We start from the raw sequence: 16,624 nt of genomic DNA, 5'->3' as shown, positions 1-16,624 counted from the left end.
TGCACCATGCCTACCACCAAGATCCACGGCATCATCGGCTACACCGTCACCCCCTTCGGCCCTAACGGCGAAGGCCTGGACCTGGATGCCCTCGGGCACTCCATCGACCGCATGATCGACGCCGGCGTCCACGCCATCGCGCCCCTGGGCAGCACCGGCGAAGGCGCCTACCTCAGCGACGCGGAATGGGACCAGGTCGCCGAGTTCAGCATCCGCCACGTGGCCAAGCGCGTGCCGACCATCGTCAGCGTCTCCGACCTGACCACCGCCAAGGCCATCCGCCGCGCGCGCTTTGCCGAAGCCCGGGGCGCCGACGTGGTGATGGTGCTGCCCACCTCCTACTGGAAACTCAGCGAAGCCGAGATCCTCACCCACTACCAGGCCATCGGCGCCAGCATCGGCGTGCCGATCATGCTCTACAACAACCCGGCCACCAGCGGCACCGACATGTCGGTGGAGCTGATCCTGAAGATTTTCCACAGCGTGGAGAACGTCACCCTGGTCAAGGAAAGCACCGGCGACATCCAGCGCATGCACAAGCTGCACCTGCTGGGCGAAGGCCAGGTGCCGTTCTACAACGGCTGCAACCCGCTGGCCCTGGAAGCCTTCGCCGCGGGTGCCAGCGGCTGGTGCACGGCGGCGGCGAACCTGATCCCGCAGCTCAATCTCGACCTCTACCAGGCGCTGCTGGACAACGACCTGCAGCGCGGCCGGGAGCTGTTCTACCGCCAGCTGCCGCTGCTGGATTTCATCCTCAAGGGCGGCTTGCCGGCCACGGTCAAGGCCGGGCTGGAACTGGCCGGGCTGAACGCCGGCGAGCCGCGCCGGCCGGTGTTTGCCCTGGACCAGGGCGCACGCCAACAGTTGCAGAGGCTGCTGCATACCCTGGCTTGAAACCCTGAGCAAAAAGCCCGGGCGGCTGACACCGTCCGGGCTTTGCCATGGGCCGCGTTCACGCGTGGCTCAGTGGCTGTTCTGCGCCACAGGGGCCTGGGCCTTGAACTGCGGGTCCTGCAGCATCTGCGCGATGAAGTCGTCGGTGATGCGCTGCACATGCTGGTATTGGCTGCCATCAGGATTGGCCCAACCGCGCCAGGAACGGGTCTGATTGCTGACCCGATACTTGGCCAGCGGCTGGTCGCCACGGCTGACATGGAACATCACCTGGCTGTCCCAGGTGACCCGGCCCGGCACGATGAAAAAGGTCATCGCACTGAGCAGCCCCATGGGAATGTTCTGCCAGCCAAAGTAATCACTGTTGGCCATCACGATCACGTTGTAGCCATCGGCACTGAACCCCGGCTGCACCTGCTCGAAGGTGCCGCGACGACGCAGGTCGTCACGGATCAGGCCGGCAGGGATGGCTCCCATCACACTGACGCTGATCGCTGGCAACCGCTGCTGATAATCCACCTCGGCCGACTTGAGACTATGGCTGGTCTGGCAACCGCCAAGTCCCAGCATCAGCAGCAACAACCACAACCGACTGCGCATTACAGATCCCCCGATAGCATGGCTTTGAGCATTGACGCCTTGGGTCCCTGCTCCTTGACGATCAGCGACGTGACGTCTTCCATCTTCTCTAGATCGACCCGCTGCAGGCTCGGCACCTGCGGGTACTTGGCCCGTACCAGGGCGGCGTCGCGCTCCAGGTGGTCACTGTGCAGAAACACGCACTTGGCCCCCGTCGCCGACAGGCAGCCGGCGCGGAAATCACCGACGTAATAGGCCTTGCCGGCTTCCAGTTCCAGGGGGATGGAGAAGTCTTCGCGGCTCCAGGCCGTGGCGTTGCCGCGGTCAAAGTGCAGGTTGTAGATCTCGTAGCGCCCGGGTTTGAGCGGCATCACGAACAGGCTGCCGATGCCGTGCCAGGTCCCGCGCACATCCCGTGGCGTGCGGCCGTAGATCTGGTTGTACAAGCGTGCCGAGGCGAATCCCTCACCGCCCCGCGGGCGAATCAGCAGCATCTGTTCGTTGGCGGTGTGCACCGCCTTCGGCCAGATGCCCACCACCCCCACCACATAGGCCACCCCCGACTGCGAGTCGGGGCGCATGCTCTCGGCGATTTTCGTGGAAGACAGGCTGTAGCAACCGCTCAGCGCCAGCAGCGCGGCGAGTAATACGAGAGGGCGAATCATGAGGTCGCAGATCCCTTGGACAATGATCGATAACGTCAACCCATGCGCCAGGCCTGCCGAGCGCCCGTTGACGGGCGCGGAGGATAAAACAAGTGATGGCATTTCGCCAGAATTCAGTCGCCAATCGGCTGGCGCCAGCCAGGGGCTCGAACCCAAGCCCGCCGCCATCGCGGGCGACCCGCTGCCACAGGGCCGATGGCGCTGCAGCAAGGCCGCCTGGCCCCCGATCGGGCCAAGCGGCAAAGACCTTGTCGAACCGGGTTCAGGCGCCCGTCAGGTCCTTGATGTTGTGGCTCGGACCGTTGGCCTTGACGCTGGCGATGCCCTTGTCCCGGGCCGCCTCCGATGAATAGGCTTCACTGCTGCCGATGATCTGGTGATTGGCCGCCTTCAGCGTGAAATAGGGCTGGCCGTCCTTGGTGCTCTTGCGCTCGTAGCGCTCCTCCAGGGGACTGTTGGCCTGCACCGAGGCAATGCCGTTCTCCGCGGCCGCGCGAGTGGTGTATTGCTCGCTGGTGAGAATGGTCTCGGCGTTGGCCGCCTTGAGCACGAAACGAAATTGACCGTTGCTGCTTTTCTTCAACTCATACCATCCGGACATGCTGTTGTTCCTTGCGTTGATTGATGGGCGTTGCGGCTTGAAAGTAAAGACTCTTTGCGCGATTCAGCCATTGCCCCGATGACTGAAAAATCGGTTTTCCACTCGCGCAAGCCCCAGGTGTTCGCGCAGGGTGCGCCCCGTGTAACGCTGGCGAAACAGGCCCCGGCGTTGCAGCTCCGGGGTGATCAATTGCACAAAGTCGTCGATGGCCCCCGGCAGGTGGGTGAACAGCACATTGAAGCCATCGGCGGCGTACTCCTCGTACCAGGTCGCCAGTTCATCGACGATCTGCCCTGGCGTCCCCACCAGTACCTTGTGCCCGCTGGCGGACAGGCTGCGCAGCAGCTGCGCCAGCGTTGGCCGCTCCCGACGCACGAGATCCACCACCAGTTGCCGGCGGCTCTTGTGGCGCTCGGTGGGCGCCGCATCCGCCAACAGCGGCACTGGGGCATCCAGGGGCAGTGTCGACAGGTCGATGCCCAGGTCCAGCAAGTAGGACAGCGCCCTGAGCTGGGCCTCCGGGTCCTGCAGCTCCTGCAACTGCTGATACTTCTCCTCGGCCTCGTTGAGGGTCCGGCCAACCGTGGGCGCAATCCCCGGGAAGATCTTCAACTGCCCGGCATGGCGACCGTAATGGGGAAGTCGTTCCTTGAGCCTGGCGTAGAAATCCTTGGCCTGTTGCAGGTCGGTCTGGGCGGTGAACACCAGCTCGGCACAGCGGGCCGCCAGCTCACAGCCCGGGCCCGAGGAACCGGCCTGGGCGATCACCGGCCAGCCCTGCACCGGACGAGGCGCGTTCAATGGCCCCTGGACCTGAAAGTGCTGCCCGTGGTGCTGCAACAGGTGCATCCGTTCCGGGCGCAGCCACTGGCCGCTGGCCTGGTCCCGGGGGAAGGCATCATCGGCCCAGCTGTCCCACAGGCCACTGACCACGTCGAAAAACTCCTCGGCGCGGGCATAACGCTGGGCGTGGCTCATGGGCACGGGCTGATTGAAGTTCTCCCCGCCGATCAGCCCCGTCACCAGGTTCCAGCCGGCCCGGCCCTCGCTCAAGTGATCGAGCGAGGCAAACTTGCGTGCCAGGTTGTAGGGCTCGTTGTAGGTGGTGCTGGCGGTGGCGATCAGGCCGATGTGCCGGGTCACCACCGCCAGGGCCGGCAGCAGGGTCAGCGGGTCCCAGCGCAGGCTGTGGGAACTGCGAGCCAGCACCCGCGGATCGAGATCCCCCACGGCCACGTTGTCGTTGAGAAACAGCGCGTCGAAACAGCCCCGCTCCAGGGTCTGGGCGTAGTGTCGGTAGCGCTGGAAATTCAACGAGGCATCGGCATCCGCCCGGGGATGGCGCCAACTGCCGCCGTGGGCCCCGGAGCCGGAGAGAAAGGCCCCCAGCCCCATCTGCCCGCCGCGCTCAGCCACGGCTGGCGCCCTCCTCGGCCGCCGCCACCGGACTCGGCGCGGCGCGCAGCAACAGGCTGACCGCAGTCCAGACCAGCAGCGTCGCCAATGCCAAGAACAGCATCACCCCGCGATAACCGTTGAGAAAGGCGCCCTGGGCATCGTCCAGCGGCGTCGCGGAAAAGTAGTGGAACAAGCCCACCCCCACCGCCAGCCCCACGCCACCGCCGACGTTGTGCAGGGTCATCAGCGAACCCATGGCCACCGAGCCCACTGCCTGGGGCACCGAGGAAATCCCCAGCACCGTCGACGGCCCGAGAATGCTGGCCCAACCCAGGCCCATGATGACGAAGGCGCCAAGCAGATACGCCAGCGACGTCTGGCGGTCGAACCCGGCCTGCAACAGCGCCGACAGCACGAACAGCAGCAGCCCGGTCTTGATCAACAGCGCCGGACCCTTGCGGTCCACCAGCCGTCCCACCAGCGGCGACAGCAACGCCACCCCCAAGGTGGTGGGCAGCAACAGCAGGCCGCTGGCCTGCACCGACTCGCCACGGATCTGCGCCAGGTACAGCGGCATGACGAAGAACGCCACGCAGTAGAACAGCGCCAGGCCGAAACTGGCCGCGACCCCGGCGACAAAGCGCCGGTTGGCGAACAGCTTGAGGTCGATGATCGGCGCCGCCACTCTTTTCTCCACCGCCAGGAACGCCACCAGGGCCAGCAGCGCCACGGCGATCAGGCTCAGGGTCAAGCGTGAACCCCAGCCCCAGGCTCCGCCCTGGACGATCACCAGCACCAGGCTCGGCAAGCCGATCAGCAACAGCAAGGCGCCCCAGCCATCCAGCCGCGCACCGGCCTCGGCCGAGCGCGATTCCTTCACGCTGACACTGCAGATGCCCAGACTCAGCAGCACGAAAGGCACGTTGATCAGGAAGATCCACTGCCAGCCAAAACCACTGGTGATCAGCCCGCCCAGCACCGGCCCGACAGCCAGCCCCACGCCGTTGACCCCGAACAGCACGCCAAAGGCCTTGCCCTGTTCGGCGCTGTCGAAGGTACTGGAGACAATCGCCCCGGAGGCGGTGTAGAGCACCGCGCAGGCCAGCCCCTGGATCACCCGCGCGCCGATAAGGGTGTCGATCTGCGTCGCCAGTCCGGCCGCCAGGGACGCCAGGCCGAACACGCTCAGGCCGATGAACAGCACCCGCTTGCGTCCATGCAGGTCGGCCAGGCGCCCCACCAGCACCATGAAACTCGACAGCGTCAGGATGAAGCCGTTGATCACCCACTGCAGGCTGTCCACCGAAGCCCCGAGATCGGCCTGCAGCGCCGGTAGCGCAGTGTTGACGATGGTGAAATCCACACAGCCGAGAAAACTGGCGATGCTCACACCGAGCAATGCCCACCACTTGCGTTGCTGTTGCGCAAAAACGCTCATGGAAACTCCTTGTCAGTCAAAAAAAACCGCTCTGCAGGCGCCCGCTTGCCGGCGAACAGGCCCTTGAGTCCTGCATCGCTGGCCAGGGCGCTTTCGCTGGCAAGCCAGCTCCTGCATTGATCGCGGCGGGTCAGATGGCGATGGCGCCGCTGGTCCAGTTGGGGTGAATGGCGCCGGGCAAGGTGAACGGAATCGGAATCCCGCGCTTCTTGAACTTCAGCGGCAGCCAGCGCACCCGGTCCGGGCTGTGGGGTTCGATCAGCAGCTCGCGGCTGGTGGCCATGGCGCTGGTCATCTGCTGCGGATAGAGCACGTAGTGGTAACCCTCGTCGGCCCACAGCGGCAGGATGATCGGGATTTCCTCAAGGATGTATTCCCGGCACTGGGCCGCCGCCCGTTCGATGTCCGCCTGTTCATCCCGCAGGCGCAGGCGCTCGGTGAACACGTTGATGGTGCTGTCGATGGCCTGGCGCAATTCCTCGCGCTGCTGATAGATCTGATCCAGTTGCTGGCGCAACTCGGCGTAACGGTCGCTGGCCAGCTCCTGGTTCCAGCGGGTGATGTGGTACGGCACCCGCAGGCCATCGAGGATGCTCTGGTTGCGCGCCAGCCAGGCATCGCCGTCGCGGATCGACGCCGACAGCGCCTCGCCGGGGGATTTGCCGTGCTTGTTGTGGCGTTGCAGGGTGTCGGCCACCACCACCTTGACGTGGCTGAAGCCGGACTGGTTGATCAGGTGGATGGTGGACCGCAGCTTCTGGTCCTCGTGGTATTCCTGGCCGACGCTGACCGCCAGGACCACGCGCTTGCCGTCGAATTCGTGCTCCTCGCCGCCCTTGTTGAAGTAGGCCTTGAGGTTGATTTCCTGCACCTTGCTCATGAGTTCAGCTCCAGTAGGCCAAAGGCTGGTGTTCGCCGTAGTAACCGATAAAGACCCCGAGGGTGACCCGGGTGCTGCTGGCCGAAGGGCGTACCGCGTGGATCAGCCGTGGGTTGAGCAGGATCAGATCGCCAGGCTCGGGCTTGACCACGAAGTCCGGCGGCGGCAGCAGGTGGCGCTCGATGCCGTAGGCCCGCTCGCCCTTGAGGCGGTTGTATTCCTCCTCGTCCGGCTCGATGCCCCAGATCTCCAGCTCTCCGCCGTCCTCGGGGATTTCCAGGTAAATGTTGGTGGACAGTTGGGTCAGCAGTGGCGGGCTGTGGCCCTCCGGCGCGTTGCGTTCGAGCTTGTCGGTGTGGGGCGTGAGATCGACCCCCGAACCCTGGAAGCGGGCGATGCCGACAAAGCACTTCTGCCCGTCCACCTGCAGCAGGTGCGCGCCCTGGGGCCAGACCTCATCCAGCAAAAGGCGCAGCTCGTCGATGGGCGAGGCCAGGGGCCGGAACAGGTTGCGGATCTTGCGGATGTTGGGCAGGGCCAGGGCGTGGTATTCGGCCCGGCTCTGCTCGTCCTGAATCTCGATGTAGGCCTTGCCGACGCGGACGAACTCCTGCTGCTGGCTGAAAGCGCTGCGCAGCTCCTGCTGGTACAGATGATCCCGCGCCACCTGCAAGGTGTCCGGCGGACAGAAACCTTTGAGTTGGACGCCATAAGAGCGTTTTTCAACGACATCGAGGATATGCCGCGCTTCAAGTTTATCGGCCGTAGTGACTGTGAACATGCAAGCTCCCTTAATTCCCTGGAAGTAGCGACGAAGTTATGGTTTTGCAGAAGGTAATAATTTGTTTCAAGGCCACCTTAGGCAGTTACGAAAGCCTTGTGAAATATCCTTTACCTCTAATCTCCAAACTTAAAAATGTATCGAAAAACAGGCAAATAGCGGCCGTTATCGGCACTTTCACAAGTACCGACAGAGGATTATTAAATTCGCTGATAGTTAACTTAAAAGAAGGACATCATTGTTTTTTATTTATTCAACATCTCCCGAGCTTAATTAATAAAAGTGCCATCACTTCATTCAACTTCATTGAATGATGCATCCATGTAAGCCGCCGCATCGAACGACTGGTGGATGATGCCTTCTTCACGGTACAGATCGGCGGTGTGCTGCACGTCCTCGACCACGGCCGGGCCCACGGCGATGCGCCGGGGCAGCGAGTAGCGATTGGAGCGTTCATGTACCTCCAACGGCAGGCCGCTGTAACCGGCCTGGATCTTTGAAAACTCGTGCTGGTGCTGGTTGGCCCAGGCATAGGCACGGTCCAGGCGCCGGAGGAAATCAGCGATCTGCCGTGGTTTTTCACGAATCGCCTGGTCATTGGCCACCAGCAGCATGTGCCCGGCAAACAGCCCCTCGCCACTGACCAGGACCCGGGTTCCACCTTCCATCTGCACCATGCTGGTATAGGGGTCCCAGGTCGACCAGGCGTCGGCCTGACCGTTGCTCAGCAAACTGCGGGACTCGGCCGGCTGGAGAAAGATGAACTGCGCATCCGCGCCGTGCAGGCCCACCGAACGCAGCGCCGCCAGGGCCAGGAAATGGCCGATGGAACCGCGAGTGGTGGTGATGCGCCGACCCTTGAGGTCGGCGGCATCCCGTAGCGGCGAGTCATCCTTGACCACAATCGCCACCGCCGTGGGCGTGACCTTGAGCTTGATCACCCCCACGGTCTTGATCGGCGCCCCGGCGGCCGCGGCGAACACGAACGGCGCATCCCCCAGGCTGCCGATGTCCACCGCCCCCGCGGCCAGGGCCTCGGCGGTGGGGGCGGCAGCGGCAAAGGAGGCGAACTCGATGGGGTATGGCACCTGCTCCAGTTCGCCGGCGGCCTGCAGCAGGATCTTCAGCGACTGCTTCTGGCTGGACACCCGCAGCGCCGGCTGCGCCAGGGCATGGCTGGCGAACAGAAGCAGCGCCAGGATCGCCAGCCGCCGTCTGCTGCGCAGCCGATCGCAGCCTGCGGCAGCGGCTACAGGGTGCTCGTTCGCCTGCTTGATCATCGATCAGAACGCCAGGCTGACGCGGCTGTAGTAATAGCCACCGCCCAGGCCATAGGGCGAGAACATCCCGTATTCATAAGTCCCCGCCCAGGCCTTGAGGCCGATCTTGTCCGGGTACACGTCGAACAGGTTGTTGGCCCCCACAGCCACGGTGAGGTTCTGGGTCACGTCGTAGGCCACGTCCAGGTCGGTGATCCACTTGGCGCTGTAGGTGCGGTCGTTGGCCGGGATGTTCGAGCCTTCGGTGTACTCGCCAAAGCGGGTCAGCTGCAGATTGGTGGTCCAGTCGCCGACCTTGTAGTTGGTGGAGAGGATCCACTTGTCCTTGGGCGTGGATTTAGTCAGGTCGATCTGCTGCTGGCGGTCGAACAGCACATAGCCGGCCCCCAGGCGCGACAGCGCCGCCGGGGTGTCCGCCAGGTCGCGGATGGTGGTCTTGTTGTGGTTGTAGGCGACGCTCCACTTGGCCGTGCCGTACTCGCCGAACGACTGGCTGTAGTCCGCCACCAGGTCGACGCCCTTGGTCCGGGTGTCGGCGGCGTTGGTGTAGTACTGCCCGGCGAGGTTCGGCGACAGGCCGTTCTCCACCAGGATCTGCGACACCGCCGGGCCCTTGAGGATGCCGGTCTGGAGGATGCGCTTGTCGATGTCGATCAGGTAGAAGTCGGCGGTCAGGCGCAGCCGTTCGGTGGGCTCGGCGGTGAAGCCCAGGCTGTAGTTGCGCGAGGTTTCCGGCTCCAGGTCCTTGGCCCCCAGGGCGATGGCTTCCGGCGAGTTGGGGCGCATCTGCTTGGTGCGCACCGAGCTGGTGGTGCCGCCCGCGCCAAACTGGGTCACGGTGCTGGTGGTGGAGAACACGCTCTGGGCCAGGGACGGCGCGCGGAAGCCGTTGCTTACCGCCGCCCGCACCGCGTAGCCGGGGAGGAACTCGTAGCGCGTGGTCAGCTTGCCGCTGGTGGTATCGCCCACCCCGAGGTTGTACTTCTCATAGCGCGCCGCCGCGCCGACGTACCAGTTGGGGGTGATGTTCAGGCCGAAATCCACATAGGCGGCTTCACTGTGGCGCTTGAGGCTGTAAGCGTCTTCCGGCGTGGTGCCGTTGACCGAAAACAGCCCCGGGTCCGGTACCACGCCGGCAAAGGGACCGGTGGCCGGGACGTAGCTGCCCTGGTTGTAGGAGTTGGGTTCGCCCTCCTCCAGCGCGTACTTCTCCCAGCGGTATTCCACGCCGAAGGAGGTTTCCAGCGGGCTGCTCCAGCCGATGTCCAGGGCTCGGGAGAAGTCCAGGTTGTTGGTCCACTGGTCAAACACCAGATTGCCCAGGTGGAAGTCGTGCTGGCCGTAAGGACCGTTGGAAATGTTCAGGTTGTTGGCGGTGTCCAGCACCCCGCGATCCTTGCCATAGGTGCTGGACAGGTCCCAGTCCCAGCCGCCCAGCAGGCCCTTGGCCCCGCCGGCGACCTGGAAGTCGGTCTCGCGGATCTCCCGCCGCGCCTGGCCGCCATTGGGATATGGCGCGTTGGGTACTCCCGCCAGGCTGGTGATGTCGGTGGGCTTGCGATGGCCCAGGTTCTTGTTGCTGTTGCGGTAGCTCAGGGTCGAGAACGAATACAGCTTGAGGTCGTCGGCCAGAGGCAGCTCGGCGTTGTAGGCCAGGCTGGTGGTGCGGTCGCGACCCAGGCCGTATTCGGTGCCCCAGCCCTGGCGATTGCTTTCCCGCGGGTCCGGCGAGCCGTCGGGCTGATTGAAGTACAGCTGTCCGCTGGCGGCGCTGGAACGCTCGTAAGGCTCCTGGAGCTTGGCGTCCCAGGACAGGTTGATGAAGCCGCCGTCCTCCCCCAGCTTGTTGCCCCAGTTGAAGGCCTCGTGGCCGGTGGTGCCATCGCCGTCGTAGTACTGGCCCAGGGTGGTGTCCGAGGTCAGGCCCTCGGCGTTGCGCTTGAGGATGATGTTGATCACCCCGGCGATGGCGTCGGAGCCGTATTGCGCGGCGGCGCCGTCGCGCAGCACTTCGATGCGTTCGATGGCGGCCGTGGGAATCAGGTCCAGGTCCACCGGCACCGAGGCGTTGCCGACTCGGGCCCCGTTGTTGATCAGCGCCGAGTTGTGCCGACGCTTGCCGTTGATCAGCACCAGCACCTGATCACCGCCCAGGCCACGCATGCTCACCCCACGCACCAGGAACGCCGTGCCACCGCCGTTGATGGTGGGCACGTTGAACGACGGCAAGAGGCGCCCGAGCATTTCTTTCAGGCCGTTCTGGCCGATGCTGCGCAGCTGTTCGCTGTCGATCACATCGATCGGCGCCGGGCTGTTGGTGACGGTACGTTGCTGGCTGCCGCGCACGCCGGTGACCACTACGGTGCCGAGGGTTTCATCGGCGGCCAGCAGCTCCACCGGGGTTGCCAGGCTCAGCAGGCCAAGGCTCAGGGGCGCGGCGCCGCGAACGATTTTATGCAAGGAAATACTCATGACTTCAGATCCTTTGACAGGCGCCTCAGCGCGCTCGGGCGGCGACGGTTTCGACTTCGATCAAGGCGCCGGGCAGTACCAGCCCCGCCACTTGCACCGTGGTCCGGGCCGGTTTGAGCGGCTGTTTCTCGGTGCCGAAGAACTCGCGAAAGGCCACTTGCAGGCCGTCGAAATCCAGCTTGCCGCCCAGGGCCGGGTCGCCCACCAGGTAGATCCGCAGTTGCACCACATCCCCCAGGGTCAAGCCCTGGCTAGCAAGAATGGTTTCCACCTTGCGCAGCACCACCCGGGCCTGGGCCTCAGTGTTACCGGCAGCGTGGATCTGTTCCTTGGGCGCCTTGGGGTCCACCGGGTCCGGCAGCAGGCCGGAGAGGTAGGTCAGCTCGCTGTTGGCGGGCAAGGTCACCGATTGCAGGATCGGTGAATGGGGATAGGTGGACGGCACGCGCTGGATTCCCGCAGCCCAGCTGCTGCTGGCGGCGCACAACAGGCCCAGCCCTACGACGGTGTTTTTCAAAGACATGCAAAGACGCTCCAAGGTTGTGTTTGCCAGCCTCGGAGGTCCGCTACCCGGCAATGGGTGACTGCTGTTTTATGAGTGCTCGGCTTTTTCAGGCCGTTTGCTGTAGCGACGAGCCTTGCGCCCGTTGAAAAAGTTGCCGTACCACCCGCCGCGCGGCACCGGCAGCGGCTTCCTGCCAGATGCCCACGCCGCTGTGGGCCAGGCCGTCGCTGGTCAGGTAGACCCGCCCCTGGGGCTGGTTGAGCAGGCTGTAGTCCGGCTCGGCCACTTCATGACTGATCCAGGGGCCGAAGTTGTAGGGGATCTTGCCCCAGGCAATCACCAGCGGCTTGCGCAGTTCATGGCTGTGGCCAGGGTGCAGCAGCTCCACCGCCTGACGGGAAATCTCGATCTGCTGGGCCAGGGTTTTCTCCCCGAACTTGCGCGCGGTTTCACCGTTGTTGTAGGCCGCCACCAGCACCCCCTCGGCCTGGTTGAACCCGCCGCTGGGGTACCACAGCCCGGAGGCTTCCTGATTGATGAACGACAGCCCGCCGTAGATCTGATACTGGCTTTCCCAGAAGCGCCGCGACTGCCAGGCCACCTTGTTGGCGTAGCCGAACTGCACCGCAGCAATAGCCTCGCGTACCGGTGCGCTGAAGTTGTTCTGCACCTTGGCCAACAGCGGCAGGGGCAAGGAACTGATCACGTAGTCGGCCTTCAGGCTCTGGGTGCGGCCGCTGCGGCGATCCAGGTAGACCACCTCGACACCGTCGGCCCGGTTGGTGATGGCGCGCACCTCGCTGTGCAGCCGCAACTGCCCTTGCAGGCGCCGGGCAAAGGCCTGGGGAATGCGGTCCATGCCACCCACGGGCTGGAACATGGTGGGCGAGAATTCCGGGTATTCATCGATCATCAGCGCCGTGGTCAGCGCCGGGTTGAGCAAGGTCTGCAATGGCAGCGGATCGTTCTTCTGCGCCAATTGGTCACCGGCGCCGGGCCAGACCTTGTAGCCGGAGCGGGCCGATCCCAGGTATTCCAGCTTGTCCGAGAGATCGCCCCAGGTTTTCAGGAAGCTCAGCAGGTTGCTGCGATCAGCCGCCGTCAACTCCTGGTCCAGGGCATGCCGATTGACCGCCTTGGCCAGCAACTCGGAAAAATGCCCGCGGCTGTCATTGACCGCCTGGCGGATCTGCAGGGCCGGCTGGTTCAGGTCCGGACGCACCAGGGCATTACGGCTGGTGTTGACCAGCACTTCCAGCTCCACCCCCAGCTCGCGGCAGTAGCCGAGCATCAGTTGATGGTGACTGGGCAAGCGACCGGCCCCGGCATTCAGATAGAACCCGTCGTCGAACTCGGCGACCTGCACACTGCCGTCGCTGTACTCCACCCGATCGCCGCCCCGCACCGTCCAGTTGCGCCCGCCGACCCGATCCCGGGCTTCCAGCAGCGTCACCTTGAACCCGGCCTTGTTCAGTTCATAGGCACTGACCAGGCCACCGATCCCGGCGCCGATCACCACCACCGAAGCGCCCTTGCCCACGGCGGCTGTGGGCAGCGACGCATAGTTCTCCTCGAAGGCCTCGGCGTTGCCCGGCCCGCCGAACAGGCCCATGACCGCACTCGCCGCCTGGACCCCGCCGACAGCGGCGATACGGGCGATCAATTGTCTTCTGGTCAGTGGCATGCCAGCGCTCCCTGCTGCGAATGGATAGTGCGTTCGGTTATAGCCCGTGGACTTATGCAGTCACTTGGGTCTATGGGAAGCCATCCTAGGGGCGCTCATTTAATAAGAGAAATACATTTTAAGCATATGCAAATATTACTTTGTTTCATATTCAAGCCGGAAGATTCTGCGCCCCGCGCATAGCCCGAAAAGCGAAACCCTCCCCCCTCAAACCTCAAGGCCCATTCGCCGGCAAGCTGGCTCCTGCCCGTTGGGCGGCGTCGAGGACCCGCAGCAGATTCCCACCCCAGATCTTCGCCAGATCCGCTTCGCTGTAACCCGCCGCCAGCAGGCGTTCGGTGATTCGCGCCAGCTGCGTCACATCCTCCAGCCCCTGCACCCCGCCGCCGCCATCCCAGTCGGCACCGATGCCCACATGGTCCGGCCCCACCACGTCCAGGATGTGCAGCAGATGGCGCATGTAGTCGTCCAGGCTGGCCCTGGGCTGCGGGTAACGCGCCTCGACCTGACGAATGCGCTCGGCCAGGTCCGCCACCTGCCCCGGGCTCAGGCTCGCCGCCAGGCGAAACTCGCGGTACAGCGGCCCCAGGGCCTTGTCGCGCTCGGGGTTGGGCGCGTGGTTGATCAGGTCGCTGGGAAAGCTGTTGACCTGCACCACTCCGCCCCTGGCCGCCAGCTGGCGCAGGCGCCGGTCATCCAGGTTGCGCGGATGGGCGGTGATCGCCCGGCTGCTGGAATGCGAGGCAATGATCGGCGCCGTGGACAGGGCCAGGACCTGGTCGAATACCTGGTCCGAGGCATGGGACACGTCCAGCAGGATGCCCAGGCGATTGGCCTCAGCCACCAGTTCGCGCCCCGCCGGGCTCAGGCCGTGCCACTGCGGCAGGGCGGTGGCCGAGTCGGCGAAATCGTTGTTGGCCGAGTGCACCAGGCCGAGCATGCGCAGGCCCTGGCGATGGTAAGTGAGCAAGCGCCCGGGATCGGCGGCCAGGGGCTCGGCGTTTTCCATGCTGATGAACACCACGCGCTGGCCACGGGCGATGATCGCCGGTACATCGGCAGCGCTCAGGGCCAGGGCGAAGTCCTCGGGGTGGGCGGCGATCAGGTCGCCAATCCGCGTGAGCACCGCCAGGCCATGCTCGCTGGCCAGGGTCCGGCCTTCGGCATTGAGCGGGCCCTGGGGGGTGAAGATGGCCCAGAAGCCGCCGTCCAGGCCGCCCTCTTTCATCCGTGGCAGATCGACCTGGGACAGGTCGTCCCGGTAGGCATGGCGCTGGGTGATGTTCCAGCCGGGGCGGGCCAGTTGCATCGGGGTATCGAGGTGGCTGTCGAGCACCGTCAGGCGCTGGTGCAAGGATTGCGCCGGGCTGGCGGCCAGCGCCCAGGGGCTGACCAGCGCCAGGCACAGCAAGGTTCGAGAAAACATCGGGCCTCCTGGCCAATCAAAGAAATCGCCCCATCGGACCGTAGGAGCTGGCTTGCCAGCGAAAGCGGCCCCGAGATTCTTGCAAGGCTCATGGGCCCGTTCGCCGGCAAGCCGGCTGCTAAAAGGGGTCAGGACCAGTGGAAGCTGCGGTCCCACAGCCCGGAAACATCCAGCTGCTGGGGCAGGACGCCGGCTTCGAAGAACAGGTCGGCCACGTCCTGCTGGGATTTCACCGCCGCGTCGTCCACCGGTTGCAACAGTCGTGGGCCGCTTTGGGCGCGGTATTGGGCCAGGAACACTTCCCGGGGCATGCCAAGAATCTTGGCGCTCTTGGTGGCCCATTCTTCGGGATGGCTGGCGATCCATTGCCAGGCGCGGTACTCGCGCAGGATGTAGTCGGTGATCGCCGCGTGCTTGAGCGGGTCGGCAATGCTGTTCTGGTTGGCGGCGATCACGTAGTTGCCGGACAGGTTGCCCTGGCCGGTCTTCAGCACCCGGGCCCCGGCCCGCAGTTCCGCCAGCTGGATGAAGTAGCCGAAGCTGACCCAGGCATCCAGGGCGCCGTTCTGAAAGGCGGCGAAACCGTCTTGCGGGGTCAGCGCCATGGGCACGATGTCGGCAAAGCCCAGGCCCTGTTCCTTCAGTGCCTTGAGCAGAAAGTAGTGCGAGCTGGTGGAGCGGATGTAGCCGATGCGCTTGCCCTTGAGCTCGGCCACCGACTGCACCGCAGAGCCCTTGGGCACGATGAAGGCCTGGTTGTTGACGTCGCCGGTGAGCACCGCGATCAGTTTCACCGGGGCGTGGTTCTTGATGCCGAAGATCGGCGGGATCTCGCTCATCGGCGAGATGTCCAGGGTGCCGCTGACCAGGGCCTCGAAGCTCAGGTTGCCGCCGGTGAACTCGGCGTACCTGACCTTGTAGGGCGGCGGCTCGATGCCCGCCTCGGCGAAGAAGCTCGGCGCCGCGCCCTTGTAGGTGGCGACATTCAGGGTAACCCCGGACAGGTCCACGGCGGCCCCCAGGCCCAGGCGCGGCAAGGCGGCGGCCAGACCGGCCAGTGCCGAGAGTTGGAGAAAGTGACGACGCTGCATGGGCAAGGGTCCTTAATCGAGAAAATCCGGTTCTTCACGCACGATCCGTTCGCGGTAAGGCTGGAAACTGAACCAGCCGCCGAACTCGGTGCCGACCTGGCGCGCGGTGTGGCGCGCCACCTCGTGGGGAATGAGTCGCGGGGTGCCGGCGGCTTCCGCCAGCAGCTGGGTCTGGGCGGCGTTGTCCATGGCGATGAAGCGCCACACCGCCGCCTCGACGGTTTCGCCCACGGTCAGCAGGCCATGGTTCTGCAGGATCAGCGCCTTGTGCCCTTGCAGCGCGGCGGCGATCCGCGCGCCTTCGCTGGCCTCCAGCACCACCCCGGAGAAGTTGTCGAACAGCCCGTGCTTCTCGTAAAAGGCGCAGGCGTCCTGGGTCAGCGGGTCCAGCAGGCGGCCCAGGCTCGACCAGGCCTTGCCGTGCAACGAATGGGCATGGGCCGCGGCCACCACTTCGGGATGGGCTTCGTGCAACGCCGCATGAATGGCGAACGCGGCGAGGTTGAGCGCCCCCTCGCCTTCGATCACCGCGCCTTCGGGGTTGACCAGCAGCAGGTCCGACACCCGCACATGGCCGAAATACACCCCCACCGGGTTGACCCAGAAATGGTCCGGGCGCCCCGGGTCGCGCACGGTGATATGCCCGGCGCCGCCCATGTCGAAGCCCAGCCGGGCGAACACCCGAAAGGCCGCGGCCAGGCTTTGCTTCCGCTGCCGGCGCTCCAGCTCGACCGTGGCCTGCTGGGGCGGGTGCTCCCAGCGAAACACCGTATGGCCATCGCGGGGCAAGTCATACACCGCGGGACGAAAATGTGCGGTCATGTCCGCTCTCCTTGAAGTGGTCATCGATACCCTGCGCGCAAAGGCCCGCAGGACCTTGCTTGGCGATCTCCCGCCAAACCTGCAGCAACCTTGAGAACCTCGCGTCCC

At 64.9% G+C, this 16,624-nt stretch carries 15 protein-coding genes; 1 reads left to right on the top strand and 14 read right to left on the bottom strand.

Features of this window, described 5'->3' with window-relative positions:
* Nucleotides 1–6 precede the first annotated feature (6 nt).
* Nucleotides 7–894, top strand: coding sequence for a dihydrodipicolinate synthase family protein (locus tag DWF74_RS22990; protein ID WP_102861554.1), 888 nt, complete (start codon nt 7–9; stop codon nt 892–894).
* Nucleotides 895–963: 69 nt separating this feature from the next.
* Here DWF74_RS22990 and DWF74_RS22985 read toward each other — a convergent pair whose 3' ends face one another.
* The 14 genes from DWF74_RS22985 to DWF74_RS22920 all read right to left on the bottom strand — a co-directional run bounded on the left by DWF74_RS22985 (nt 964) and on the right by DWF74_RS22920 (nt 16,516).
* Nucleotides 964–1,494: a hypothetical protein gene (locus DWF74_RS22985; RefSeq protein ID WP_115581773.1), complete on the bottom strand. Its 531-nt coding sequence runs from the start codon at nt 1,492–1,494 to the stop codon at nt 964–966.
* The gene (locus tag DWF74_RS22980; protein WP_115581772.1) at nt 1,494–2,138 is read right to left on the bottom strand and encodes a hypothetical protein; all 645 of its coding nucleotides are present in this window, start codon (nt 2,136–2,138) and stop codon (nt 1,494–1,496) included. Before DWF74_RS22980 ends, DWF74_RS22985 begins: the two co-directional genes overlap by 1 nt.
* Before the next feature lie 262 nt (nt 2,139–2,400).
* Nucleotides 2,401–2,739, bottom strand: a complete 339-nt coding sequence (locus tag DWF74_RS22975; RefSeq protein WP_102861551.1) for a YegP family protein — start codon at nt 2,737–2,739, stop codon at nt 2,401–2,403.
* A gap of 63 nt (nt 2,740–2,802) precedes the next feature.
* Nucleotides 2,803–4,134 carry an LLM class flavin-dependent oxidoreductase gene (locus DWF74_RS22970; protein ID WP_115582479.1) on the bottom strand — a complete coding sequence of 444 codons (1,332 nt, stop codon included), beginning with the start codon at nt 4,132–4,134 and terminating at the stop codon, nt 2,803–2,805.
* A gap of 13 nt (nt 4,135–4,147) precedes the next feature.
* The gene (locus DWF74_RS22965; protein ID WP_115581771.1) at nt 4,148–5,575 is read right to left on the bottom strand and encodes an MFS transporter; all 1,428 of its coding nucleotides are present in this window, start codon (nt 5,573–5,575) and stop codon (nt 4,148–4,150) included.
* A gap of 130 nt (nt 5,576–5,705) precedes the next feature.
* A complete protein-coding gene (locus DWF74_RS22960; protein ID WP_060837942.1) occupies nt 5,706–6,455 on the bottom strand; it encodes a tRNA-dependent cyclodipeptide synthase in 750 nt (249 codons plus the stop codon).
* Between the two features lie 4 nt (nt 6,456–6,459).
* Nucleotides 6,460–7,236 (bottom strand): 2OG-Fe(II) oxygenase, encoded by a 777-nt coding sequence (locus DWF74_RS22955; RefSeq protein WP_115581770.1) that lies wholly within the window; start codon nt 7,234–7,236, stop codon nt 6,460–6,462.
* A gap of 293 nt (nt 7,237–7,529) precedes the next feature.
* The gene (locus DWF74_RS22950; protein ID WP_240321956.1) at nt 7,530–8,516 is read right to left on the bottom strand and encodes an aliphatic sulfonate ABC transporter substrate-binding protein; all 987 of its coding nucleotides are present in this window, start codon (nt 8,514–8,516) and stop codon (nt 7,530–7,532) included.
* A gap of 3 nt (nt 8,517–8,519) precedes the next feature.
* Nucleotides 8,520–10,988, bottom strand: a complete 2,469-nt coding sequence (locus tag DWF74_RS22945) for a TonB-dependent receptor plug domain-containing protein (protein WP_115581769.1) — start codon at nt 10,986–10,988, stop codon at nt 8,520–8,522.
* Nucleotides 10,989–11,013: 25 nt separating this feature from the next.
* Nucleotides 11,014–11,511, bottom strand: coding sequence for a RidA family protein (locus tag DWF74_RS22940; RefSeq protein ID WP_115581768.1), 498 nt, complete (start codon nt 11,509–11,511; stop codon nt 11,014–11,016).
* An 88-nt stretch (nt 11,512–11,599) separates the two neighbouring features.
* Nucleotides 11,600–13,177 carry a flavin monoamine oxidase family protein gene (locus DWF74_RS22935; RefSeq protein ID WP_102861546.1) on the bottom strand — a complete coding sequence of 526 codons (1,578 nt, stop codon included), beginning with the start codon at nt 13,175–13,177 and terminating at the stop codon, nt 11,600–11,602.
* A 214-nt stretch (nt 13,178–13,391) separates the two neighbouring features.
* Nucleotides 13,392–14,603, bottom strand: a complete 1,212-nt coding sequence (locus tag DWF74_RS22930) for a dipeptidase (RefSeq protein ID WP_115581767.1) — start codon at nt 14,601–14,603, stop codon at nt 13,392–13,394.
* Nucleotides 14,604–14,731: 128 nt separating this feature from the next.
* Nucleotides 14,732–15,694, bottom strand: coding sequence for an ABC transporter substrate-binding protein (locus DWF74_RS22925; protein WP_115581766.1), 963 nt, complete (start codon nt 15,692–15,694; stop codon nt 14,732–14,734).
* 12 nt (nt 15,695–15,706) lie between these two features.
* On the bottom strand, nt 15,707–16,516 hold the full coding sequence (locus DWF74_RS22920) for a class II aldolase/adducin family protein (protein WP_115581765.1): 810 nt from the start codon (nt 16,514–16,516) through the stop codon (nt 15,707–15,709).
* Nucleotides 16,517–16,624 lie beyond the last annotated feature (108 nt).

This window comes from Pseudomonas protegens (assembly GCF_003363755.1).
Classification (GTDB): domain Bacteria; phylum Pseudomonadota; class Gammaproteobacteria; order Pseudomonadales; family Pseudomonadaceae; genus Aquipseudomonas; species Aquipseudomonas danubii.
This window is presented reverse-complemented; position numbering and strand designations above follow the sequence as displayed.